Here is a 22,304-nt window from a genome sequence, read left to right on the forward strand (position 1 = left end):
ATTACTTTTTTATTCTCTATATAGAATTAAATCAAGTAAATAAAAATCATAAGAATGAGGAGAGATAACGAAAATTAGTTTTTTTTTTACATAACTATTTTCATGAACAAAAATAGCGGGAATAGGACTCGAACCTATGACCTTCGGGTTATGAGCCCGACGAGCTACCAACTGCTCCATCCCGCGATTTGGAATAATATAATATTTTTCATCAAAAAAATCAAATATTCAATATAAAAATTTATCTATTCTATTATCCTATCCTATCCATTCATGGATATTAAAAATTCTTCATTATTTTGAGTTCTAGCTATACGTGATCTTAGAAATTCCATAGCTTCTACTGGATTCATATCGGAAAGATGCTTTCTTAAAATCCACATTCTTTGTAATGTATTATGATCTAATAGTAAATCATCTTTTCTAGTACTGGAAGAAACAAGATCAATAGCAGGATAAATTCGTTTATTAGAAATTCTTCTATCTAATTGAAGTTCTTTATTTCCTGTTCCCTTAAATTCTTCAAAAATAACTTCATCCATTTTTGATCCTGTATCAATCATTGCTGTCGCAATAATTGATAAGGAACCCCCGTTTTCTATATTTCTAGCTGCTCCGAAAAATCTTTTGGGTCTATGCAAGGCATTTGCATCTACACCTCCTGATAACACTTTTCCAGATGTAGGAGCTACAGTATTATATGCTCTTGCTAAACGAGTTATAGAATCTAATAAAATAACAACATCGTGAGAACATTCTACCATTCTTTTAGCTTTTTGTAATACTATATTAGCGACTTTTACATGTCTATCTGCTGGTTCATCAAAAGTAGAAGCAATCACTTCTCCTTTAACATTCCTTTGCATATCAGTTACTTCTTCTGGACGTTCATCAATAAGTAATATAATCAAATATACTTCTGGATGATTTGCCGCAATAGCGTTAGCTATTTCTTTCAGCAAAGTCGTTTTTCCTGTTTTTGGAGGAGCAACAATCATTCCTCTTTGTCCTTTCCCTATAGGAGTGAAAAGATCCACTATTCTTGTGGAAAGAGTCGCATTTTTTTCAGCTAATTTAAATTTTTCATTAGGAAAAAGAGGAGTCAAATGTTCAAAAGAATCTCTTTCTCTTACAAAAAAAGGAGGTCTTCCATTAATTTCAAGAATTTTTATTAAAGGAAAATATTTTTCTCCATCTTTGGGAGGACGAACTTCTCCTCTTATTGTATCTCCTGTCTTCATTCCAAATAATCTAATTTGAGATTGAGATACGTATATATCATCAGGAGATGATAAATAATTAAAATCAGAAGATCTCAAGAAACCATAATTTTCTGGCATAATCTCTAGAACCCCTTCACTAATAATAATTCCTTCAAATTCATATTCAGGAGTACGATATTTATTTATATTTTTTTTCGTTAAAGTACTACTACTTTCTCTTTCTGTTCCAGAAAAAGAATTTTTTTGAAAGTGTTGATTTTCTTTCTGGTATTGGTATTTTTTGACAGTTTCTTCTTGAGTTTTTGTTTTGGAAGAACTTTTAAAACGTTCTTGAGAAGTTAATTTTTTTTTTTCATTTCCATTTTTTAATAATGTCTTGGATTCAATATTTTTTTTGCCTTTAAATCCTTTTTTAAAAAGATTTTCTGACGAAGTTGTTGTTGTTTTTTTTTTATTAAAAATAGAAATAATTTTTTCTAGGAGTTCGTTTTTTCGCAATTGGGTACATTTTTTTAATCCTGAAGAACGAGCAATCTCCTGTAATTCAAAAAGTTTTTTACTTTTTAATTCAGTAATATCAAACATAAAGTAAAGTAATTGGGTTTTTTGTGTATTATAGCCATTTTTTTTTACTTCCTAAAATTTTTTGGCTGAATTTGATTTCATTTATTGAAATGCATTACATCCTTTTTCTTTTTTCTCTTTTTTTTCTGATTTTGTTTTTTTTGTGAATAATAAAGCAGTTCAACAAATGCAATTATACATATTAATTTTAACTTCGAAAATTTTTAATTAAAATTATATTATTATTCCATGTTATATCATTAACTCCAAACTATTGATTTATTTTACGTTACGATAGAATCAAGAATAAGACTTATTTGTTTTCATATAAATTGTGCTGAAAGAATTTTCATATACAAAAAAAATCTTTTTTATATATTTGATTATGTATTTTTTCCTATGATTTTTCAAATATGAAAGATATTAATAAGGAAAAATTTGAAATAAAAAAAATGAAAAAAACTTCATTGATTAAAAAGTTTGAAGTTTTTGAAAAAGAATTTCATGAAATTTCAAATTCTATTATAGAAACAAACATATATAATAATCATAATCAATATAAAACATTATTAAAGAAGTATAAGAGACTAGAAAAAATAGTTCATATTTATGATGAATACAAAAAAAAATTAAGTTCTCTTCAAGAAGCAAATTCTCTTTTGAAAACAGACTCTGATCCTGAAATGAAGGAAATAGCTTTTTTGGAAAAAAAAAAAATTTTAGAAGATTTATCCTTTATTGAAAAAAAATCCCATCATCTTTTTTTTTCTAATAAAAAAGAAAAAAAAACAGAAGATTATAGAAACGCAATTATGGAATTACGATCCGGAACAGGAGGAAATGAAGCATGTCTTTTTGTAGAAGATGTATTACGAATGTACGTTCTTTATTTTAAACAAGTAGGTTGGAAATATGAAATCATACATGCTCAAAAAGGAGGTTCTAATAAAGGATACAAAGAAATCATTTTAGATGTAAGAAATAATAGTAGGAGTACTTCTCCTACTGTAAACAATGAAAAAAAAGAAGTTTATGGAAATCTAAAATTTGAATCTGGAGTCCATAGAGTACAAAGAATTCCAGAAACAGAATCTCAAGGAAGAGTTCATACATCTGCTATTACAGTAGCAGTTTTACCTGAAGTAGAAGATATAGATGTCAATATCAATTTGTCCGATATAAAAAAAGAAACATTTCGATCAAGTGGAGCTGGTGGTCAGCATGTTAATAAAACAGAATCTGCTGTAAGACTAACTCATATTCCAAGTAAAATAACAGTAGAATGTCAAGAAGGACGTTCACAACACAAAAATTTTGAAAAAGCAATGAATGTTTTACGATCACGTATTTATCAAAATGAAAAGGAGAAAAGATTAAAAGAACGATCCATAAAAAGAAAATGTTTGATTTCTACAGGAGACCGTTCTGTGAAAATACGTACTTATAATTATCCTAAAAGTAGAGTAACAGATCATAGAATTCATAAATCAATTTATGATCTTATAGGATTTATGAACGGAAATATTCAAAAAATGATTGATCTTTTGAAATCATTCGAAAATAAATCTTAAAAAATTTATTTTATTTGAATTTGGAATCTAAATGAAATGTATTTAATAAATTTGTATGATATTTTCCTTTCAAAAAATCATCATTTTGCATAAGCTGTTTATGAAAAGGAATCGTTGTACAAATTCCTTCTATAATAAATTCATCTAATGAACGACGCATTTTTCCAATAGTTTCTTTTCTATTTTTTGCTGTAGTAATAACTTTTGCAATCATGGAATCATAATAAGGTGGGACCTGGTATCCAGCATAAATATGCGTATCCACACGAACTCCTTTTCCTCCTGGTAAATGCATTTGAGTTATTTCTCCAGGCATAGGACGAAAATTATTATAAGGTTCTTCGGCATTAATTCTACATTCTATTGAATGCATTTTTGGATAACAATTTTTTTTTACAGAAAGTTTTCTTCCACAAGCTAAAAAAATTTGTTCTTGGACAAGATCCAATCCGATTACTTCTTCCGTAATAGGATGTTCTACTTGAATTCTAGGATTCATCTCCATAAAATAAAAATTTTTATTCTTATCCATTAAAAATTCTATCGTCCCTACTCCTTCATAATGAATAAATTCAGCTGCTTTTACTGCGACTTCTCCCATTTTTTTTCTTAAAGATGGAGTTAAAAATGGAGAAGGAGATTCTTCCACAAGTTTTTGATTTCTTCTTTGAATAGAACAATCTCTTTCTGATAAATGACACACTTTTCCATATTGATCTCCAACTATTTGAATTTCTATATGTCTTGGATTCAAAATTAATTTCTCTATATACAGATCCTTTTTTCCAAAACATGCTAAAGCTTCTTTTTTAGCTTCTTCCCAGGATTTTTTTAAATAATTTTTATCTAAAACAGATCGTATTCCTTTTCCTCCACCTCCAGAAACAGCTTTAATTATAATAGGATATCCTATTCTTTCTGCAATATTTTCTATTTCCTTATAAGAAGATTCAACAAAACAACCAGATCCAGGTAAGCAAGAAATTCCAGCTTTTTTCATGGTATTCTTAGCTGAAATTTTATTTCCTATTTGAATCATATGATTTGGAAGTGGTCCTATAAACTTCATTCCATGTTTTTTGCACATAGATGAGAAATATGGATTCTCAGATAAGAAACCATATCCAGGGTGAATAGCATCTGCATTCGTTATTTCAGCTGCGGATATTAAATTTGGAACATTTAAATACGATTGAGATGGAGAAGGTGGACCTATGCATACTGCTTCATCCGCAAAATAAACATGAAGACTATTTTTATCTGCTGTAGAATAAACTGCTACTGTTTTTATTCCCATTTCTTTAGCAGTTCGTATAATACGTAAAGCTATTTCTCCCCTGTTAGCAATTAATATTTTTTTAAACATAACACCAATTGTTTCATTGTTTATTAATTTTATGTTTAGATATTAGATAGGGGCCAATAAAAATAAAGGTTGATCATAATCAACTGGAGAAGCGTTTTCAACAAGAATTTTAACAATTTTTCCATCCACTTCAGATTCAATATCATTGAATAATTTCATTGCTTCTATAACACAAACTTTTGTTCCTTTTTTTATTTTATCTCCTACCTGAACAAAAGACTCTTGATCTGGATGAGGCTTACGATAAAATGTTCCAATCATAGGGGATTTAATTGTTAAATACTCGCTTTCTTTTTCTTTATGATTTAATTCCTTTTTATTTTTTTTTTGATTATAAAATCTGTCATAAAAATCACAAGATTTATTTTTCTCATTTTTCGATGAGTCATTAAATTTTTTTTTCTTTTTTTTGAAAATTTTATTTTTTACATAAATTTTAGTATTTTCTATTTGTATTTCTATTTCATGAATATCAGATTTTGAAATAAATTCAATCAGAAATTGAATATCTTTTAAGTCCATAAACAATGATAATGATATGATTTATTTTTTTAATAGAATTTTTCCTCTATAACAAAGTTCATTTTTATTATTCCAATAAGCATAATGATATAAATGTTTTTGATTGGTTAAAGAACATTTCATTAACGAAGGTTCTTTTATTTTCAAATGAGTCCTTCTTTTATTTCTTCTGGATTTAGATTGTCTTCTTTTAGGATGTGCCATGTGGTTATTTTTTTATTAACTAATAAAGTAAATCAAATTCCAAAAATAATTTTTTTATCTTTATTTTATTTTTTTTGTCGATTTCATATTGATATGAGTCATCAGTTAACTCAACGGAACAAAAATTATTCTAAGTGGTATAACGAAATTATCATTAAATCTGGTTTAGCAGAATTTTCTGGAATTCGTGGGTTTATGATTATTAAACCATATGGAATTTCTATATGGGAAATCATAAAAAAAAAATTGGATCAAATGTTTAAAAAAACGGGTCATCAAAATGTTTATTTTCCTTTATTAATTCCTAAATCTTTTTTTTCAAAAGAAAAACAACATATTAAAAGTTTTTCCAAAGAATGTGCAATAGTGACGCATTATAAATTGAAAAAAGAAAAAAATGAAAAAGAATTGATAATTGATCCACAATCGAAATTACAAGAGGAACTAATTATACGACCTACTTCTGAAAGTATCATATGGAAAACTTATAAACGTTGGATTCAGTCTTATAGAGATCTTCCTATTCTTTTAAATCAATGGGGAAATGCTATTAGATGGGAAATGAGAACTCGTCTTTTTTTAAGAACTTCTGAATTTTTATGGCAAGAAGGACATACGGCTCATTCTACTAAAAAAGAAGCTATAGAAGAAACAAAAAAAATATTAAATATTTATACGAATTTTTCTGAAAATTTTATGGCCGTTCCTGTATTACAGGGAATTAAACCTTATATGGATAAATTTTCTGGATCTGAAACTACATATTGTATTGAAGCTCTTATGCAAGATGGAAAAGCTTTGCAAATAGGAACTTCTCATTTTCTTGGACAAAATTTTTCGAAAGCTTTCGATGTAAAATTCACTAATTTCAATGGAAAAAAAGAATATGTGTGGGCTACATCTTGGGGAATTTCCACAAGATTGATAGGAGGATTAATTATGTCTCATTCGGACGATAATGGATTAATTCTTCCTCCAAAAATAGCTCCCATTCAAACTGTTATAATTCCTATATATAAAAATAAAAGAGAATTAAATCAAATTAACGAAATTACAGAAAAAATAAGAAATGTACTTGAAAAAAAAGGAATCAGTGTTAAATATGATGACAGAGATATTTTTACTCCTGGTTGGAAATTTAATGAATACGAAATGAAAGGAATTCCTATAAGAATTAGTATTGGATCATATGAAATAAAACAAGAAAAAGCAGAAGTTTTTAGAAGAGATACATACGAAAAAATGTATGTTTCTTGGAATTGTTTAAAAAACTTTATTCCAGAACTCCTTGAGAAAATACAAAAAAATCTTTATGAAAAAGCTTTACAAAGAACAAAAAAATATACAATAATGTTAGATAACTATAATGATTTTAAAAAAAGAATAAATGATACGGGAGGTTTTATTCTTGCTCATTGGGATGGAACAATAAATACAGGAAAAAAAATTCAAGAAGAAACAGAAGCAACTATACGTTGTATTCCAATTTATAATAAAAAAAACGATGTAAAAAAAATAGGAAAATGTATCTATTCTGGAAAAACTTCTAATCAACGTGTGATTTTTGCAAAATCTTACTAATAACTAAACTTAAAAAAATTTTAAATTACGTTTAGTTTTCCTTTGAATTCTTCTATGGAAGAATAGTTTTTTTCTTTTAAAATGGAAATGAATTCGTTTTTCAATCTGTCAAATACTCTAATTCCTTCTTTAAAAAATTGTGTTCCTACTTGAACAGCAGAAGCTCCACACAATATATGTTCAAAAATATCTTTTCCATAACAAATCCCTCCGCATCCAATTATAGAAATATCTTTTCTAAGAGAAACGTAAAACTTACGAATATTAGCTAATGAAAATGGTTTTATAACACGTCCTCCTATTCCTCCAAATCCTTTCTTTGGATGAAGAACTGTTGTTTCTTTATTTGTATCAACAAAAAGACCATTGGGTAAACTATTAATGCAAGTGACAAAACAAATAGGAAATTGATTTAAAATCAAAGCCATTTTTTCAAAATGGAAATCTTCAAAATAAGGAGGTAATTTGACTCCTAAAGGTTTATTATAAAATTTAAATATATTTTTTAGAAAATCATAAATTTTCTCAAAATCGTATCCCAATGATACTTGATTTTTTTTTTCAACAAGATTTGGACAAGATAAATTTAATTCAATTGCATTAATATTTGGAGAAATATTTGCTTTACTGATAAGTTGATAATTTTCTTCTATAGAAAGTCCTGATATAGACAAGAAAAAAGGTTTTTTAGGTTTTTTTCTATCTAAAAAGTTTAAGTAAAAATCTATGCCAAGATTTGGTAACCCCATAGAATTAATACTTCCTATATTCCATTCAAAATATCTTGGTTCCAAATTTCCTTTTCTTGGAACCATTGTACAGCTTTTTGTTACTACTGCTCCAGAAGAACTCATTAAAATTTCAGAAAGTTCTTTTTCCGTACAACAAAGAACTCCTGACGCATTCATGATACATGATGAAAGTTTAATTCCGTTTATGCTAGAAGAAATATCTATTTTTTTCATTCTTAAATAGAAATTGTTAATAAATATACAAATTTTAAAAGGATAAAATTTTTAACTTTACATTTACATTCTTAGGTAGGTTTTTTTATGATTTTATGGAAGAAAAAGAACAATTTTTTTTTAAAATTTACAATTTAGGAATTATTAAGTTTGGTTCCTTTACTTTAAAAAGTGGAATGACTTCTCCTATTTATATAGATTTTCGTCCAATTGCTTCTAGACCAGACTTATTAAAGAAATTATCTGATTTACTTCTTAATGAAATTCCATCTCATACATTTGAACTAATTTGTGGAGTTCCATATGCCGCTTTACCTATAGCTACGACTTTGTCGTTAAGATCAAATATTCCTTTGATTATTAAAAGAAAAGAAAATAAAGGTTATGGGACAAAACGAATGATAGAAGGCATTTATAAAAAAGGACAAAATTGTCTTCTTATAGAAGACGTAATTACTAGTGGAGACAGTTTGTTAAAAACTATTATAGATATTGAAAAAGAAGGATTGATCATAAAAAATATTCTATCTATTCTTGATCGTGAACAAGGTGGGATAGAAAATATAAAAAAAAGAGGATATAACATACGAACTCTATTTTGTATAGGAGAAGTTTTAAAAATGCTAGAAAAAAAACATCTTTTAAAAAAAAAAGAAATCCATATCATTCAATTTTTTTTTCAAAAAAAAAATTCAAAAGAATTACAAGAAAAACGTCTTTCTTATGAAAAAAAGAAAGAAAAAATATCTCATCCCATAGGAAAAAAACTTATTGATATAACATTAAAAAAAAAAACGAACTTAATCGTTTCAGCAGATTTAATCTATGCTGAATCCATTTTAAAATTGGTGAATTCTATTGGAGATTTAATTTGTGGATTAAAACTTCATGTAGATATTATTAATGATTTTTCTCTTTCATTTATAACATTTCTTAAAGATATTTCTATAAAAAAGAAATTTTTCTTATTTGAAGATAGAAAATTATGTGATGTTGGTCCTACAAATTTTCTTCAACTACATCATGGTATACATAAAATTTCTTCATGGGCGGACATTATTACTGTCCATGTTATTGCGGGAAGTGAAAGCATACAAAATTTGAATATTCCTTCTAATATGGGATTAATTACTGTATCTGAAATGTCTTCTTATGGGAAATTATCAGATGATAATTATATCAGAAAAGCATTAAATATTTCTTTGAAAAATCCAAAAGTAATTGGAACAGTAGCGCAAAGAAAAGTAGATGATAGATTATTATTGTTTACTCCTGGAATACATTTTTCTGAATCAAAAAATGATAAAGGAAATATATACGTTCATCCTATTCAAGCTTTTGAAAAAAATAAAAGCGATTTTATCATAGTTGGAAAAGCAATCTATCAATCAAAAAACCCAAAAATAATAGCAGAAAAATATAGAAATGCAGGATGGAAAGCCTATGAAAAAGGACTTTAAAAAAAATACAATGGTTCTGTAAAAGAAAGTCCATATTAAAAAATATAAATCTTTAGAAAAAAAAAATTAATGATACTGATCATATTTTTGTTTAATTTGTAGTGTAATAGAATAGTTTGAATATGGAATGGATAAATTCATTAATCAGTTGTTTTATGATTCTTTTTAGCATTATCGATATATTAGGAAATGCTCCTATAATTATGGGATTTAAATCCAAAGGAAATATCATAGATACTAAAAAAGTAATAGTGACTTCTCTTGTAATTTTTTTATCTTTTCTATTTTTAGGACAACCTATGCTAAAAATTATTGGAGTTGATATAAACTCTTTTTCTGTCGCAGGATCTATAGTATTATTTTTAATAGGTTTAGAAATGATTTTGGGAATAGACATTCATAAAGTAACAGAAAATGCACAAACTTCCATTGTTCCAATAGCCTTTCCATTGATAGCTGGACCAGGATCTTTAACAACTTTAATCTCATTAAGAACAACTTATGATGTTTATATCATTCTTCTATCTCTTCTTCTCAACATGATCGTTGTTTATTTTGTAATAGATAGATGTGATTTCATAGCCAAAAAAATAGGAAATAACGGTTTAGATGTGTTAAAAAAAATATTTGGAATTGTTTTATTGGCATTTGCCGTAAAAATTTTTGGAGCCAATGCAGGTCAATTATTTCAACAAGGACTCTAAGAATCTAAAAAGTTTAGGTTGTTTTTTCATTTCATAATAGAAAATATTTTTTTTATAGACTGATTTATCTCTTTAAATTTTGGTAAATGAATTCCTATATAAATAAAAATAATCTGATAAATTGTATCACTACATTTTATTTTTTTTTCTAAAGTCAATTTGTTCAAAAAAAATGAAGCTCTTAATAAACGTTTTATTCTATTTCTATGAACGGCTTTCTGAAACTTTTTTTTTTACTAAAGTTCCAATTAAATTTATTGTTTTTATTTTTTTTAAACTCTTTTCTTTTTCAGATATCAGGACAAAAACAAGAACAGGAAATACTGAAAAAGATCTTCCGTATCTTATTATTGCATAATGTAAATTTTTTTTCTTTTTCATTGTTAATTGAACAATAAGTTTTTTTCAATCATAATTTCTAATAAATTCTTCTAATTTAGATACCATTTTCATAGGACCACAAATAAATGGAGTTCTTTGATGCAAATTCATGGGTTGAATATCTAAAATACGTTTTTTTCCATCAGACGCTTTTCCACCAGCTTGTTCTGTTAAAAATGCCATAGGATTACATTCGTAAAGTAACCTCAATTTTCCACAAGGAAAATAAACTGTTTTAGGATAAATGTATATGCCGCCTTGTATCATATTTCTATGAAAATCTCCTACTAAAGATCCAATATATCGTGCTGTATAAGGACGATTTTCTTTTTTTTCTTGACAGTACTTTATAAAATTTTTAATTCCATCAGGAAATATAGCATAATTTCCTTCGTTGATAGAATAAATTTTTTCCCCTTTAGGAAAATGAAGATTAGGATGAGATAAATAAAAAGTTCCCAAAGAAGGATCCAAAGTAAATCCATGAACTCCATTTCCTGTAGTAAATACTAAAATTGTAGAAGATCCATAAATAATATATCCTGCAAGGATTTGTTTATTTCCTTTCTGCAAAAAATCTTCTATTGTTAAATCCATTTGAATAGAAGTATTTCTTCTTATATAAACTGAAAATATTGTTCCTATAGGAATATTCACATCTATATTAGAAGATCCATCAAGTGGATCTATTAAAACAATATATTTGTTTTGAAATAGATTCTCTTTTTCTTTTTCTATAATTATAAAATCTTTACTTTCTTCTGACGCAATTCCGCAAACTACATTTCTGCTTTTGAATGATTCTATAAAAGCTTTATGTGCAAATTGATCCAATTTTTGTTGTGTTTCTCCTTGTATATTAGTAAAACCAGAACTTCCTATAATTTCTTCTGTTAATCCTGCTTTATTCACTTCCTTATTAATAGCTTTAGCAGCCAACTTAATAGAACTAAATAATCGTAATAAAGCCTCTGTAGAATAGAAAAATTTCTCTCTATTTTCTATAATAAATTCTCCTAATGTATACATAATGATGTCAAAAAATAATAATACAAATTTGATGAAATCATATTTAATCAAGATTTTTTTCTTCTAAAAAGATAGAAATATTCTGATTAAGTCAAATCACTTTTTTTTTAAAACATTAAAAAAAAAGTTATAAATTTTTCTTTTTTGAAAAAAGAAAGAAAATTTTTTTTGTGTAATCAAAAAAAACTAAATCAATCATACATGATGTATTTTATTAGTAATTTTATTATCATCTTGTAAGATGAAAATCATACAAATATTATTAATATTATTATGGAGATCATGGTTTTTTATAATAAATATTTTTTTAATTCCTCTATGGGCTGGTGCATCTATTCCATTTCTTTTTAAAGAAAAATATTATCCAATAGCATATTGGTTTCATCAAATGTGGGCTAGAAGTAATCTCTTTCTCATGGGATTCTGGTATGTATTAGAAAAAGATGAAGAAGTATTAGATAAAAATAAACAATACGTAATTATTAGCAATCATACTTCTATTATGGATATAATGTTGATTTACTCTTTAATGAGAAAACATCCTTTAGTTTTTGTAGGAAAAGCAGAATTAGCCAAACTTCCTTTTTTTGGATTTGTTTATAAAAAAAGTAACATCTTAATAGATAGAAATAGTTTATCCAGTTGTATTAAAGTATTTAAAAAAATACAGGAAAAGGTAGATTCTGGAAAAAGTGTTTGTATTTTTCCAGAAGGCGGTGTTCCAAAACCATCTATTTTTCTAGGTCGTTTTAAGAGTGGAGCATTTTTCATTGCTATAAAAAAGAAAATATCTATTATTCCATTTACTATAGCTGATATAAAAACAAAATTCCCTAGTTTTTCCTTTACGAAAGGATCCCCAGGAAAAATAAGAGTTAAACAACATTTTTCTATTTCAACAAAAAACTTATCTTTAAAAGATAGAAATCTTTTAAGAGAAAAATGTTTTAATTTAATAAAAAATCAATTAAAAAAATTTGAACGTGAAAAAATGAATAAATAAATGATTTCTTATAAAAAAACAATTCATATTTATACTGATGGATCTTCTAAAGGAAACCCTGGTCCTGGAGGATATGCCATTTTTATAGAAATAGTTGGAACTCCTTATAAAAAAATAATTTCTGAAGGATTTAGATATACTACGAACAATAGAATGGAACTATTAGCAGTAATAGTTGGATTAGAAAAAATTACAAAAAAAAAACAAAACATAATTGTATTTACAGACTCTAAATATATAGTCAATCCCATTCAAAATAATTGGATTTCCAAATGGAAAAAAAATAATTTTTACAAAAAAAAAAATGTAGATTTATGGATTAGATTTTTAGAAATATTTGACAAACATTTTATTATATTTCAATGGATAAAATCTCACAAAAATCATTATTTTAATGATTTTTGTGACAGGTTATCTGGAAAGGCTTCCAAAAATAAAAACCTAAAAATAGATTATGTTTATGAAAAAGAACAACAAAATCTCAAAAAGAGTTAGTAGTATTTAGTATTAGTAGTAGTAGTATGTTCTTTGTCTAATGACTTCATAAATAATAATAGACATGGCATGACTAACATTTAGAGAATCTATAGAACCGAACATAGGAATAGTTATAATTTTGTGAGCTTCTTTTAACCAAAAATCAGATACTCCTTTATTTTCTGAACCTAAAACAATTGCCAATTGTGAAGAAAATCTATTTTCATATAATTTAATAGATTTTTTTTTATGAAATCCTGCAACAATAACTTCTACTTTTCTTTTTTTTAACCAAGAGAGAATTGATTTTGGTTTTTCTATAAAAATTCTTGTTGTAAAAATACTTCCTAAACTAGATCTAATGACATTTGCATTAAAAATGTATGTTTTTATATTACATAATATAATAAAATGAACTCCTGCAGCATCTGCGATTCTTAAGATCGCTCCTAAATTTCCAGGTTTTTCTATTCCATCTAATATAAGAATAAATGGATTTTCAGGAATTTTTATTGTATTATTTAGTTTTTTTTCAATAGAATTATTTCTGAATAAAGCAACAATTCCACCTGTATTTTTTCTATATACTAATTTTTGAAATATTTTTTTACTAATAGAAATAACAACATCTTTAAACGATTTTATCATTTCATATTGATGAAATATTTTTTTATATATGAATATCCTGACAGGAAGATATTTTCCTTTTACAGCCATTTCAAATTCTTTGACTCCTTCCACAAGAAACATTTCCATAGAATTTTTTTTATAAACTTTTATTAAATTCTTAATTGTTATATTTCGTAAACTATATATTTTTTTCATTTTTAATGAAAATATTTGATGTGATGAATTATAAGAAAATTTATAAAAATGATAGAGATTGTATGAACACAGCTATTGAATGGTCTCAATTGTCTTATTGTAAAAAAAAAAAAGTAGGAGCTGTTATAGTTAAAAATCATAGAATTATATCTAATGGATATAACAGAACTCCAAACGGATTTGATGATAATATATGCGAAGATAAAAATGGAGAAACAAAATGGTATGTTTTACATGCAGAAGCAGATGCTATATTAAAAATGGCATCATCTTCAAAGTCTTGCAAAGAGGCTTCGTTATATATAACACATGCTCCATGTAAAGAATGTAGTAAATTAATTCATCAATCTAAAATTAAAAGAGTTGTATATTTACATAGTAAATGTTCCCCAATAAGAAATGATGTATTAAATTTTTTTGAAAAATCTAAAATAGTTATAGAACAATTTTCTTTTTAAGCAAAAATATCTTTTCATTCTATATGAATAAAAAAAAATCCAGATGGCGAAATAGGTATACGCGCTGAACTCAAAATTCAGTGATTTTATATCATGCGGGTTCGAATCCCGCTCTGGGTATGTATTTAAAATAAAAAATATCTTTGAGAAAGTGGCAAAATATCTGACGGATTAGAGAAGATTTTTTCTCCATTTATAGAAACACTATAGTTTTTTGGATCCACTTTTAAACATGGAGTTTCTCCATTTAATATCATATCTTTTTTAGATAAAGAACGACATCCTTTTATGATTTTAATTTTCTTTTTTATTTCATTTTTTTCAGCAAATCCATTATGAATAGAATTCATAGAAACAAAAATACTACTCAATTTAGGATCAAAAAAACCAAACATTTTACGATACATAAATGGTTGAGGTGTCGGAATTGTAGCATTGGGATCCCCTACTCCTGCACATACAATCATCCCACTTTTTATTACTAATTCTGGTTTGACTCCAAAAAAAGAGGGTTTCCATAACACTAAATCCGCCATTTTTCCATGTTGAATAGAGCCAACATATTCTGAAATCCCATGAGTAATAGCTGGATTGATTGTATATTTAGAAATATATCTTTTAACTCTAAAATTATCGTGATGATAATGATCTTTGTTCAAAGAACCTCTTTGTTTTTTCATTTTATCAGCTGTTTGCCAAGTTCTTTTAACAACTTCTCCAATCCTTCCCATCGCTTGAGAATCTGAACTCGTCATACTAATAGCTCCTATATCATGTAAAACTCCTTCTGCACTAATAGTTTCAGATCTGATACGTGATTTAGCAAAAGCAATATCTTCTGGAAGGTTAGAATCTAAATGATGACATATCATTAACATATCTAAATGTTCATCGATAGTGTTACAAGTATAAGGTAAAGTGGGACTTGTTGAAGATGGTAATACATTTGAAAAGGAAATTACTTTCAGCAAGTCAGGAGTATGCCCTCCACCTGCTCCTTCTGTATGGTAAGTGTGAATTGTACGTTCTTTAAATACTTTTAAAGTATCTTCTATATATCCTGATTCATTCAACGAATCAGTATGAATGTTCACTTGAATGTCGTATTTTTCTGATACGTTTAAACACTTATCTATAACATATGGAGTGCTTCCCCAATCTTCGTGAATTTTTAAGCCACCTGCACCAGCTTCTATTTGTTCAATTAATGCTTCAGTATGAGAACTATTTCCACTGGCAAGAAAAATAAAATTTATAGGAATATGATCTGTACTTTTTAACATTTTTTTAAGATTCCATACACCTGAAGTACAATTAGTTGCTATTGTTCCTGTTGCTGGTCCTGATCCTCCTCCAATGATAGTAGTTGTTCCATTTTCTAATGCCACTTCAAACAATTGAGGACATATATAATGAACATGACTATCTACAGTTCCAGTTGTAACAATCATATTTTCTGAAGAAATGACCTCAGTTCCAGCTCCAATATACATATTGGGTGTAACTCCATCCATAAAATATGGATTTCCCGCCTTTCCAATTCCAACAATGATTCCATTTTTTATTCCAATATCTGCTTTCACAATTCCCCAATAATCAATAATTATTGCGTTAGTTAATACCAAATCTAATCCTCCTTTTTTACTTGTTGCAAATGGATATTGTCCCATTCCATCACGGATCACTTTTCCACCTCCAAAAACACATTCATCTCCATAAATAGTATAATCTTTTTCAATTTCAATCCACAAAGATGTATCTCCTAAACGTATTTTATCCCCTTTTGTAGGACCATACATTTTTGCATAAGATTCTCTATCGATTCTTTTCATATCATATTTTCTTTTCCTGAAAATCCATAAATTTTTTGACTTCCTCCTATCTTTACTAAGGTGACTTCTTTTGTTTCTCCTGGTTCAAAACGAACAGATCTTCCTGAAGGAATATCTAATCTATATCCTTTAGTTCCACTCCTATCAAAATGAAGTGCAATATTGGTTTCATAAAAATGAAAATGAGATCCAATTTGTATAGGACGACTTCCAGAATTGAAAACCACTCTTTCTATACGAGATCTTCCAGGAGACAAAACAATATCTTCTTGAATCAAATCATATTCTCCTGGAATTATATTAGAATTTTTATTTGTTTTAATAGGATTATGGATAGTTACTAGTTTTGTTCCATCAGGAAAAGTTGCTTCTACTTGAACATTATTAAGCAATTCATAAACTCCATCCATCACTTGATCTTCCTTTAAAATATCTCTTGCTTCATTCATAAGCTCTTTAACTGTTTTTCCATCACGTGCTCCTTCCATAACATAATGCGTGATTAAAGCTACAGATTCAGGATAGTTTAATTTTAATCCTCTTTTTAGACGTTTTTTTGCTAACTCTCCAGCCATATGCAGAAGAATTTTTTCCTTTTCATAAAAAGTTAAGTGCATAATATTTCTTAATAGATTATTTATTATATATTGAATGAAATTTATATTGTACACCATACTCTCTGAAATATAAAAGTCAGTATAATCTCATTCCTATTAAATGAAATAAATTTCAATATTGTAATAAATACATTTAAAGTTATGAAATATTGCAATAAATATTTTAATTTTTTTTCAAAAAAAAATTTGAAATTCATATCTATTATCATAATAGAATCATTATTATGATGTTTTTATCGTGTTATAGTATTATAATAAATTTTTTCAGAATATGACTATTATTTATGCGTTGTGAGGTTATCCAATTCTTTTTTCAAAAGATTACAATAAAAAAATTCATTATACTACATAAAATATTGAATACAAAAAGTGGGCCTCACACTCCTCACTCTTAATAGAAGTATAAGGGGATAAGGAGAAAAGATAAATGTTTATTCATAACAAGGATATAAATATTTTTTTGATGCAAAAAAAAACTAAAAAAATCAAAAAAAAACTAAAAAACTTTATCTTAAAATCAAATACACAAATACATTTTAAATAAAAAATTCTTCTGTAGAAATAGACAGATAAATAATCTAATAGAAAAATACTTTTTTTATAAGAAATAAAATATATTGTTCATTATATAATAAAAAACATAATAAAAAGAATTATTCCTCTATAAATTATCATTATTTTTGTCATCGTCTATCTTTAATGTTGGGAAAATTTTTTGAATAATTTTAATCATTGAAAAATGCAAGTGCAAGTTTTAAAATTTGGAGGAAGTTCCGTAGCTCATTCTAATGCCATAAAACGTATTTGTTCTTTATTAGAAAAAAAACCAAAAGGAAAATATGCAATTGTTGTATCTGCATTAGGGAATATTACCGATCAATTAATACAATGTGGTCAATTAGCTTCTGAAAGAAGAAATATTTACAAAAATATTTTAGAAAAAATAGAAATTCGTCATCTTAATCTCATAAGAGAATTATTTCCAATAACTGATCAAAGTCATTTAATCAGTTGGATTAAAAAAAATATTAATGATTTAGAAAGTTTATGTGATGGTATTTTTCAAGTAGAGGAACTTTCCAAACGTTCTTTAGATAAAATAATGAGCTTTGGAGAACTTAGTTCTTCTTTTCTTATTTCAGAAAAATTAAAACAATCTGGATTAGATGCTATTTGTAAAGACAGTAGAGAATTAATTATAACAGATTCTCAATTTGGATGTGCTCAAGTCGATTTTATTACTAGCAATCATCATATTATTCAATTTTTTAGTGAAAAAACATCAGAATATATTGTTTTACCGGGATTCATAGGCTCTACTTTAGAAAATGAAACAACTACTCTTGGAAGAGGGGGATCTGATTATACTGCATCCATTTTAGCTGCTGCAATATCTGCTAGTTTACTTGAAATATGGACAGATGTAAGTGGAATGATGACAGCTAACCCAAAAATAGTCAATCAAGCTTTTCCTATAAAAGAGATTTCTTATGAGGAAGCAATGGAATTATCACATTTTGGAGCAAAAGTTATTTATCCACCAACAATACAACCTGCGATGAAGAAACACATTCCCATACAAATTAAAAATACTTTTTCTCCTTCAGATCCTGGAACTTTGATTTATATCAGAAAGGAAAAAAACATCAGTCAACCTGTTACAGGTATTTCTGGAATTCAGAATTTAGCTTTATTAACTCTTGAAGGAAGTGGAATGGTAGGAGTTCCGGGTTATTCCAAACGTTTATTTGAAGCTTTATCACGTGAAAAAATAAATGTCATTTTCATCACACAAAGTTCTTCAGAACATTCAATTACTACAGGAATACATGAAATGGACATCATTAAAGCAAAAGCTGTAATAGATAGTGAGTTTGCTCAAGAAATCCATCAAAAATGTATTGATCCATTAAAAATAGAAAAAGATCTTTGTATTATTGCCGTAGTAGGAGATAACATGAAAAATCTTCACGGAACAAGTGGAAAAATGTTTTCTTCTTTGGGAAGAAATAGTATTAATGTTAGAGCTATAGCGCAAGGGTCTACAGAAAAGAATATATCAGCAGTTATTCAAAAAACTGATTTTAAAAAAGCTTTAAATACTTTGCATGAAGCTTTTTTTGAAAGTCCTCCAAAACAAATTAATCTTTTTATTTGTGGAGTTGGAAAAGTAGGAAGTAAATTACTTGAACAAATTGATCAACAAAAAAATTATCTGCTTAAAGAATTAAAACTTCAAGTAAGAGTTATTGGATTAGCTAATAGTAAAAAAATGTATTTCAATAACAATGGAATCAATAATTTATGTAAATGTACTGATTTTTTAAATAAAAACGGACATAAAATGAATGTTTACTCTTTTATAAAAAAAGTGTGGAAACTTAATCTAAGAAATAGTTTATTTGTAGATAATACAGCTAGTGAAGAAATGGCGATGACTTATGAAAAATTCTTGAAAAATGGAATTGGAGTTATCACTTGTAATAAAATAGCTTGTTCTTCTGATTATGATCATTATAAAAAATTAAAAACTCTTTCCAGACACTTTAAAGCACCGTTTTTATTTGAAACAAATGTAGGAGCAAGTCTTCCTGTGATTAGTACTTTAAATGATCTTATCAATAGTGGAGATAAAATTAATAAAATAGAAGCTGTCTTATCTGGAAGTTTAAATTTTATTTTTAATCATTTTATTGGAGAAAAATCTTTTTTAGAAGCGGTACAAGAAGCACAATCTAAAGGATATACGGAACCGGATCCTAGAATAGATTTGATTGGATTAGATGTGATGCGAAAAATACTTATTTTAGCAAGAGAATGTGGATCTCCTTTAGAACTATTTGATATTCAAAAAAAATCATTCCTTCCTAAAAGTTGTTCGAATGCTATTTCTGTAAATAGTTTTTATAAAGAATTACATCAACATAGAGATTATTTTTCCAATATAAGAAAAAAAGCAGAAAAAGAAGAAAAACGTTTACGTTTCATAGCTCGTTATGAAAACGGAATTGCTTCTGTAGGATTAGAATCTGTTAAACAAAGTCATCCTTTTTATCAATTGGAAGGAAAAGATAATATGGTTTTGTATAATACATATCGTTATGATGAACAACCTCTGATCATAAAAGGTGCTGGAGCAGGAGCAGAAGTGACTGCATCGGGAGTTTTTTCTGATATTATTAAAGCTACTAAGTAAAAATCATGAAGGGGATTAAAATTTTTTCACCAGCCACTGTGGCTAATTTAGCTTGTGGATTTGATGTCATCGGATTAGCTTTAGAGATTCCAGGAGACGAAATTTTTCTATATAAATCAAATAATCCAGGGATACGAATCAATAAAATAATACATGGAACTTCTTTTTCATTACCTAGTGATCCTAAAAAAAATGTTGTTTTTGTTGCTTTGCAATCTTTTTTAAAAAAGTATCAACAACAAAAATTTGACAAAGAAAGAAGAATAGGATTTGAAATAGAATTAATTAAAAATATACATCCAGGTAGTGGAATTGGATCTAGTGCTGCTAGTGCTGCTGGTGTTGTTTTCGGAGCAAATATATTATTAGGAAAACCATTTAATACAATGCAATTGATTCGTTTTGCTATGGAAGGAGAACGTTTAGCAAGTGGAACTGCTCATGCAGACAATGTCGCTCCTGCTATTATGGGTGGAGTAACTTTAGTAAGAAGTTATAAACCATTAGATATTACGAAATTACATACTCCTAATGAATTATGGGTCAGTATTATACATCCTCAAATTGAAATAAAAACATCAGATGCTAGAGAAATATTAAAACAAAAAATATTGATGACAGATGCAATACGACAGTGGGGAAATATTGGAGCATTAGTTGCAGGATTATATCAAGAAGATTATGAACTGATTAGTAGATCTCTAGAAGATGTTATTGTAGAACCTATCCGTGCTATGTTGATTCCAGCTTTTTATGAATTAAAAATAAGATGTAAAGAAATAGGAGCTTTAGGTGGAGGAATATCTGGATCAGGTCCTTCTGTTTTTATGTTAAGTAAAGGAAATCACACTGCAAAAGCAGTTACTAAGATTATGAATTGTGTTTATTCTTCATTAAAAGTTGATTATAAAACTTATACTTCCCCTATCAATAAACAAGGAGTAAAATGGTCTGAAATTTTTTAAAAAAAAATAAAAAAAAGATATTCTTCAAAAAATTTTTTCTTATGTTCTATTATAGTTTAGAAAATCATAAAAAACTTGTTTCTTTTGAACATGCTGTTTTAAGAGGATTGGCTCCAGATGGGAGTTTATATTTTCCAGAAAAAATTCCTATACTAAAACGTCAATTTATTCAAAATTTATCAAAATATGATATATATACTCTTGCAATGGAAATTATCACTCCTTATATTGGAAAAGAAATTTCTGAAGAATCTATTTATAGTATCATTCATAACACTTTAAATTTTCCTTTTCCATTACAAAGAATTCATGACAATATCTATGTATTAGAACTTTTTCATGGACCTACTTTAGCATTCAAAGACGTAGGAGCAAAATTTATGGCAGAATGTTTAAGTTATTTTTATAAAAAAATAGGAAAATTAGTAACTGTTTTGGTTGCAACCTCTGGAGATACTGGAGGAGCTGTAGCAAAAGGATTTCACAAAATGTCTGGAATAGAAGTTATTATTTTATATCCATATAAAGGAGTTAGTTCTCTACAAGAAAAACAAATGACTTCTTTAGGAAAAAATATATACGCTTTAGAAATAAAAGGGGATTTCGATGATTGCCAAAATATGGTGAAAAAAGCTTTTCTAGACAAAGAGATTCTAGAAAAATATAGACTTACTTCTGCAAATTCTATTAACATAGCAAGATGGCTTCCTCAAATGTTTTATTATTTTTTAGCTTATAGGCAAATAAAAGAGGAAAATAAAGAATTAATATTTTCAGTTCCCAGTGGAAATTTTGGAAATATTTGTGCAGGAATGATGTCTGAAAAAATGGGATTACCTATAAAATATTTTATAGCTTCTACAAATATAAATGATACAATTCCTAGATTTTTAAAAACAAAAAAATATCATCCGACTTCAGTTAAAAAAACAATATCAAATGCAATGGATATATCTAATCCAAGTAATTTTTCTCGTATATGGTATTTATATAAAAAAAATATGACTCAATTATGTCAAAAATTATCTTCTTATAGATTTACAGATGAGGAAACACTCGCTATTATAGAAATGGTTTGGAAAGAACATAAATACATGTTAGAACCGCATGGAGCTATCGGATACTTAGGTTTGAGACAGTATTTACAAAATATAAAGAGCCCCTTAGCTCCTGCTGTATTTTTAGAAACAGCTCATCCTATTAAGTTTATAGATTCTATTCCGCTTTCTTTACGAAAAAAGATTTCTGTCCCTGAACAATTGAAAATTATTTTCAGTTCTAATTCAGAAAAATTAAAAACAATTCAAATTCCAAATGATTACAATATTTTTAAAAACTGGTTAATAGAAAGACACAAGTAA

General features: G+C 27.1%; 21 protein-coding genes and 2 tRNA genes. 11 read left to right on the top strand and 12 right to left on the bottom strand.

The features are described 5' to 3' along the window. Window positions 1-113 precede the first annotated feature (113 nt). Window positions 114-186, bottom strand: a tRNA-Met gene (locus H0H77_RS00585). 77 nt (window positions 187-263) lie between these two features. Beyond that, entirely contained in the window at window positions 264-1,808 is a 1,545-nt protein-coding gene (gene rho, locus H0H77_RS00590; protein ID WP_185851675.1) for a transcription termination factor Rho, read from the bottom strand. Window positions 1,809-2,239: 431 nt separating this feature from the next. On the opposite strand from rho, the gene prfA reads away from it, so the two are divergent. Continuing rightward, on the top strand, window positions 2,240-3,358 hold the full coding sequence (gene prfA, locus H0H77_RS00595; RefSeq protein WP_185851835.1) for a peptide chain release factor 1: 1,119 nt from the start codon (window positions 2,240-2,242) through the stop codon (window positions 3,356-3,358). 10 nt (window positions 3,359-3,368) lie between these two features. Here prfA and accC read toward each other — a convergent pair whose 3' ends face one another. Genes accC through rpmF form a run of 3 tightly spaced genes read right to left on the bottom strand, consistent with a single transcriptional unit; the run spans window position 3,369 to window position 5,450 of the window. Next, complete coding sequence (gene accC / locus H0H77_RS00600; protein WP_185851676.1) at window positions 3,369-4,724, bottom strand: acetyl-CoA carboxylase biotin carboxylase subunit; 1,356 nt, start codon at window positions 4,722-4,724, stop codon at window positions 3,369-3,371. Window positions 4,725-4,766: 42 nt separating this feature from the next. Then, window positions 4,767-5,246 (bottom strand): acetyl-CoA carboxylase biotin carboxyl carrier protein, encoded by a 480-nt coding sequence (gene accB / locus H0H77_RS00605; protein WP_185851677.1) that lies wholly within the window; start codon window positions 5,244-5,246, stop codon window positions 4,767-4,769. Window positions 5,247-5,267: 21 nt separating this feature from the next. Then, window positions 5,268-5,450 carry a 50S ribosomal protein L32 gene (rpmF, locus tag H0H77_RS00610; protein ID WP_185851678.1) on the bottom strand — a complete coding sequence of 61 codons (183 nt, stop codon included), beginning with the start codon at window positions 5,448-5,450 and terminating at the stop codon, window positions 5,268-5,270. Between the two features lie 93 nt (window positions 5,451-5,543). On the opposite strand from rpmF, the gene proS reads away from it, so the two are divergent. Then, entirely contained in the window at window positions 5,544-7,031 is a 1,488-nt protein-coding gene (proS, locus tag H0H77_RS00615; protein ID WP_185851679.1) for a proline--tRNA ligase, read from the top strand. A 20-nt stretch (window positions 7,032-7,051) separates the two neighbouring features. Here the strand turns inward: proS and H0H77_RS00620 are convergent, their stop codons facing one another. Further along, on the bottom strand, window positions 7,052-7,996 hold the full coding sequence (locus H0H77_RS00620) for a dihydroorotate oxidase (protein ID WP_185851680.1): 945 nt from the start codon (window positions 7,994-7,996) through the stop codon (window positions 7,052-7,054). A gap of 95 nt (window positions 7,997-8,091) precedes the next feature. On the opposite strand from H0H77_RS00620, the gene pyrF reads away from it, so the two are divergent. Next, complete coding sequence (gene pyrF, locus H0H77_RS00625) at window positions 8,092-9,456, top strand: orotidine-5'-phosphate decarboxylase (RefSeq protein WP_185851681.1); 1,365 nt, start codon at window positions 8,092-8,094, stop codon at window positions 9,454-9,456. 122 nt (window positions 9,457-9,578) lie between these two features. Next, complete coding sequence (locus H0H77_RS00630; protein ID WP_185851682.1) at window positions 9,579-10,160, top strand: MarC family protein; 582 nt, start codon at window positions 9,579-9,581, stop codon at window positions 10,158-10,160. Window positions 10,161-10,186: 26 nt separating this feature from the next. Here the strand turns inward: H0H77_RS00630 and H0H77_RS03115 are convergent, their stop codons facing one another. Genes H0H77_RS03115 through fbp form a run of 3 tightly spaced genes read right to left on the bottom strand, consistent with a single transcriptional unit; the run spans window position 10,187 to window position 11,570 of the window. Beyond that, window positions 10,187-10,357: a hypothetical protein gene (locus tag H0H77_RS03115; RefSeq protein WP_185851836.1), complete on the bottom strand. Its 171-nt coding sequence runs from the start codon at window positions 10,355-10,357 to the stop codon at window positions 10,187-10,189. Between the two features lie 7 nt (window positions 10,358-10,364). Next, a complete protein-coding gene (locus tag H0H77_RS00640; RefSeq protein WP_185851683.1) occupies window positions 10,365-10,541 on the bottom strand; it encodes a hypothetical protein in 177 nt (58 codons plus the stop codon). A gap of 24 nt (window positions 10,542-10,565) precedes the next feature. Beyond that, a complete protein-coding gene (fbp, locus tag H0H77_RS00645; protein ID WP_185851684.1) occupies window positions 10,566-11,570 on the bottom strand; it encodes a class 1 fructose-bisphosphatase in 1,005 nt (334 codons plus the stop codon). Window positions 11,571-11,811: 241 nt separating this feature from the next. On the opposite strand from fbp, the gene H0H77_RS00650 reads away from it, so the two are divergent. Next, the gene (locus H0H77_RS00650) at window positions 11,812-12,573 is read left to right on the top strand and encodes a lysophospholipid acyltransferase family protein (RefSeq protein ID WP_185851685.1); all 762 of its coding nucleotides are present in this window, start codon (window positions 11,812-11,814) and stop codon (window positions 12,571-12,573) included. Continuing rightward, entirely contained in the window at window positions 12,574-13,068 is a 495-nt protein-coding gene (locus tag H0H77_RS00655) for a ribonuclease HI (RefSeq protein ID WP_185851686.1), read from the top strand. A 12-nt stretch (window positions 13,069-13,080) separates the two neighbouring features. Here H0H77_RS00655 and H0H77_RS00660 read toward each other — a convergent pair whose 3' ends face one another. Beyond that, complete coding sequence (locus tag H0H77_RS00660) at window positions 13,081-13,875, bottom strand: RNA methyltransferase (RefSeq protein ID WP_185851687.1); 795 nt, start codon at window positions 13,873-13,875, stop codon at window positions 13,081-13,083. A 23-nt stretch (window positions 13,876-13,898) separates the two neighbouring features. Here H0H77_RS00660 and H0H77_RS00665 point away from each other — a divergent pair, with 23 nt between their 5' ends. Both H0H77_RS00665 and H0H77_RS00670 read left to right on the top strand, forming a co-directional pair. Then, entirely contained in the window at window positions 13,899-14,333 is a 435-nt protein-coding gene (locus H0H77_RS00665) for a deoxycytidylate deaminase (RefSeq protein ID WP_185851837.1), read from the top strand. Window positions 14,334-14,370: 37 nt separating this feature from the next. Beyond that, window positions 14,371-14,453 (top strand) — tRNA-Leu (locus H0H77_RS00670). 5 nt (window positions 14,454-14,458) lie between these two features. Here the strand turns inward: H0H77_RS00670 and ureC are convergent. Then, window positions 14,459-16,165, bottom strand: coding sequence for an urease subunit alpha (gene ureC / locus H0H77_RS00675; RefSeq protein WP_185851688.1), 1,707 nt, complete (start codon window positions 16,163-16,165; stop codon window positions 14,459-14,461). Beyond that, window positions 16,162-16,782: an urease subunit gamma gene (locus H0H77_RS00680; RefSeq protein ID WP_185851689.1), complete on the bottom strand. Its 621-nt coding sequence runs from the start codon at window positions 16,780-16,782 to the stop codon at window positions 16,162-16,164. Before H0H77_RS00680 ends, ureC begins: the two co-directional genes overlap by 4 nt. 745 nt (window positions 16,783-17,527) lie before the next feature. On the opposite strand from H0H77_RS00680, the gene thrA reads away from it, so the two are divergent. Genes thrA through thrC form a run of 3 tightly spaced genes read left to right on the top strand, consistent with a single transcriptional unit; the run spans window position 17,528 to window position 22,304 of the window. Beyond that, entirely contained in the window at window positions 17,528-19,978 is a 2,451-nt protein-coding gene (thrA, locus tag H0H77_RS00685) for a bifunctional aspartate kinase/homoserine dehydrogenase I (protein WP_185851838.1), read from the top strand. 5 nt (window positions 19,979-19,983) lie between these two features. Beyond that, complete coding sequence (locus H0H77_RS00690; RefSeq protein ID WP_185851690.1) at window positions 19,984-20,943, top strand: homoserine kinase; 960 nt, start codon at window positions 19,984-19,986, stop codon at window positions 20,941-20,943. Window positions 20,944-20,984: 41 nt separating this feature from the next. Continuing rightward, window positions 20,985-22,304 (top strand): threonine synthase, encoded by a 1,320-nt coding sequence (gene thrC, locus H0H77_RS00695; protein ID WP_185851691.1) that lies wholly within the window; start codon window positions 20,985-20,987, stop codon window positions 22,302-22,304.

This window comes from Blattabacterium cuenoti, from assembly GCF_014251255.1.
GTDB classification, from domain to species: Bacteria; Bacteroidota; Bacteroidia; order Flavobacteriales; family Blattabacteriaceae; genus Blattabacterium; species Blattabacterium cuenoti_W.

Excerpts from the sequence above, each read along its gene's own strand:
- rho (WP_185851675.1), bottom strand. The coding sequence starts at position 1,808 with ATGTTTGATATTACTGAATTAAAAAGTAAAAAACTTTTTGAATTACAG.
- prfA (WP_185851835.1), top strand. The coding sequence starts at position 2,240 with ATGAAAAAAACTTCATTGATTAAAAAGTTTGAAGTTTTTGAAAAAGAA.
- accC (WP_185851676.1), bottom strand. The coding sequence starts at position 4,724 with ATGTTTAAAAAAATATTAATTGCTAACAGGGGAGAAATAGCTTTACGT.
- accB (WP_185851677.1), bottom strand. The coding sequence starts at position 5,246 with ATGGACTTAAAAGATATTCAATTTCTGATTGAATTTATTTCAAAATCT.
- rpmF (WP_185851678.1), bottom strand. The coding sequence starts at position 5,450 with ATGGCACATCCTAAAAGAAGACAATCTAAATCCAGAAGAAATAAAAGA.
- proS (WP_185851679.1), top strand. The coding sequence starts at position 5,544 with ATGAGTCATCAGTTAACTCAACGGAACAAAAATTATTCTAAGTGGTAT.
- H0H77_RS00620 (WP_185851680.1), bottom strand. The coding sequence starts at position 7,996 with ATGAAAAAAATAGATATTTCTTCTAGCATAAACGGAATTAAACTTTCA.
- pyrF (WP_185851681.1), top strand. The coding sequence starts at position 8,092 with ATGGAAGAAAAAGAACAATTTTTTTTTAAAATTTACAATTTAGGAATT.
- H0H77_RS00630 (WP_185851682.1), top strand. The coding sequence starts at position 9,579 with ATGGAATGGATAAATTCATTAATCAGTTGTTTTATGATTCTTTTTAGC.
- H0H77_RS00640 (WP_185851683.1), bottom strand. The coding sequence starts at position 10,541 with ATGAAAAAGAAAAAAAATTTACATTATGCAATAATAAGATACGGAAGA.
- fbp (WP_185851684.1), bottom strand. The coding sequence starts at position 11,570 with ATGTATACATTAGGAGAATTTATTATAGAAAATAGAGAGAAATTTTTC.
- H0H77_RS00650 (WP_185851685.1), top strand. The coding sequence starts at position 11,812 with ATGAAAATCATACAAATATTATTAATATTATTATGGAGATCATGGTTT.
- H0H77_RS00655 (WP_185851686.1), top strand. The coding sequence starts at position 12,574 with ATGATTTCTTATAAAAAAACAATTCATATTTATACTGATGGATCTTCT.
- H0H77_RS00660 (WP_185851687.1), bottom strand. The coding sequence starts at position 13,875 with ATGAAAAAAATATATAGTTTACGAAATATAACAATTAAGAATTTAATA.
- H0H77_RS00665 (WP_185851837.1), top strand. The coding sequence starts at position 13,899 with ATGAATTATAAGAAAATTTATAAAAATGATAGAGATTGTATGAACACA.
- ureC (WP_185851688.1), bottom strand. The coding sequence starts at position 16,165 with ATGAAAAGAATCGATAGAGAATCTTATGCAAAAATGTATGGTCCTACA.
- H0H77_RS00680 (WP_185851689.1), bottom strand. The coding sequence starts at position 16,782 with ATGCACTTAACTTTTTATGAAAAGGAAAAAATTCTTCTGCATATGGCT.
- H0H77_RS00690 (WP_185851690.1), top strand. The coding sequence starts at position 19,984 with ATGAAGGGGATTAAAATTTTTTCACCAGCCACTGTGGCTAATTTAGCT.
- thrC (WP_185851691.1), top strand. The coding sequence starts at position 20,985 with ATGTTCTATTATAGTTTAGAAAATCATAAAAAACTTGTTTCTTTTGAA.